Source organism: Kribbella antibiotica (genome assembly GCF_004349055.1).
In the GTDB taxonomy this organism is placed as follows: Bacteria; Actinomycetota; Actinomycetes; order Propionibacteriales; family Kribbellaceae; genus Kribbella; species Kribbella antibiotica.
The window spans coordinates 1-1240 of sequence record NZ_SMKX01000308.1 but is presented as its reverse complement, the minus strand read 5'-3'; the positions used below and the strand labels follow the sequence as shown (position 1 = coordinate 1240).

The window sequence follows — 1240 nt, the reverse complement described above, 5'->3', positions numbered from 1 at the left end:
CCTTGGGGTCAGGGGATTGTCGCAACACCTTGAGTTTGGAGGGTGTTGTGAGGAGATCGAGGTTGGCTCCGGGGCGTCGGCAGTTGGTGCTGGATCTGCTGGCGAAGGGGCATAAGCCGATGGAGGTCGCGCGCCGTACTGGCGTGTCGAAGTCCTTCATCTACAAGCTGCATCACAGCCTGGGAGGTGTGTATCGACCAGCAGGAGTGACCTATTCCGTTCGCTATCTCGACCGCGACGAGCGCTACGAGCTGGCCCGTCTTCGCGAGGCCGGGTGCTCGATTCGTGAGATCGGACGCCGGATGGGCCGTGCCGCCTCGACGATCAGCCGCGAACTCGACCGTAACTGTGATCCGCGCACGGGCGCCTACCAGCCCGAACGGGCCCACGCGATGGCCTGGCAACGGCAACGCCGCCCCAAACAGTCGAAGCTGTCCCGGTTCCCGCTGCTGCGCGCGGTGGTGCAGCAACTGCTCGACAAACGGTACTCACCCGACGAAGTCGCCGGCCGGCTACGGCTGCTGCACCCCGACAATGAAGCGATGCAGATCAGTCGCGAGTCGATCTACCAGAGCCTGTATGTCTACCCGCGCGGCGAGCTGACCCGCGAGCTGAAGGCCTGCCTGCGCCGCGGCCGGACCACCCGCCGGCGCCGAAGCCCCGACCCCGAGACCCGCGGCAAGATCCCCGACGCGGTGCCGATCCACGAACGCCCCGAAGAAGTCGAAGGACGCCTGATCCCCGGCCACCACGAAGGCGACCTCATCAAAGGCTCCACCGCCTCCAACTCCGCCGTCGGCACCATCGTCGAGCGCACCACCGGCTACCTCACCCTGCTCCACCTGCCCGACGGCTACACCGCCGACCGCGTCGCGGCCGCGGTGATCGAACAGATGACCGCCCTGCCCGCCTGGTTCACCAAAACCCTCACCTGGGACCGCGGCACAGAAATGACCCGCCACGCCCGCATCACCGCCCAAACCGGCATCAACGTCTACTTCGCCGACCCCTACTCACCCTGGCAACGCGGCCTCAACGAAAACACCAACGGCCTCATCCGCGAATACCTGCCCAAAGGCACCGACCTGTCCGTCCACACCGCTGCCGACCTGCAAACCGTCGCCGACGAACTCAACGACCGGCCCCGCAAACGCCTCGGCTACTACACCCCTACCGAAATGCTCGCTAGCCTCATCCTCAAAGACCTAGACAGCGTTGCGACCACCCCCTGAATCCGCCG

The 1240-nt window shown here is 65.9% G+C and carries 1 protein-coding gene; it reads left to right on the top strand.

Annotation, left to right across the window (positions count from 1 at the left end; translation table 11 throughout):
* Window positions 1-86 precede the first annotated feature (86 nt).
* The gene (locus E1263_RS42380) at window positions 87-1232 is read left to right on the top strand and encodes an IS30 family transposase (protein WP_238162083.1); all 1146 of its coding nucleotides are present in this window, start codon (window positions 87-89) and stop codon (window positions 1230-1232) included.
* The last annotated feature ends 8 nt before the right edge of the window (window positions 1233-1240 follow it).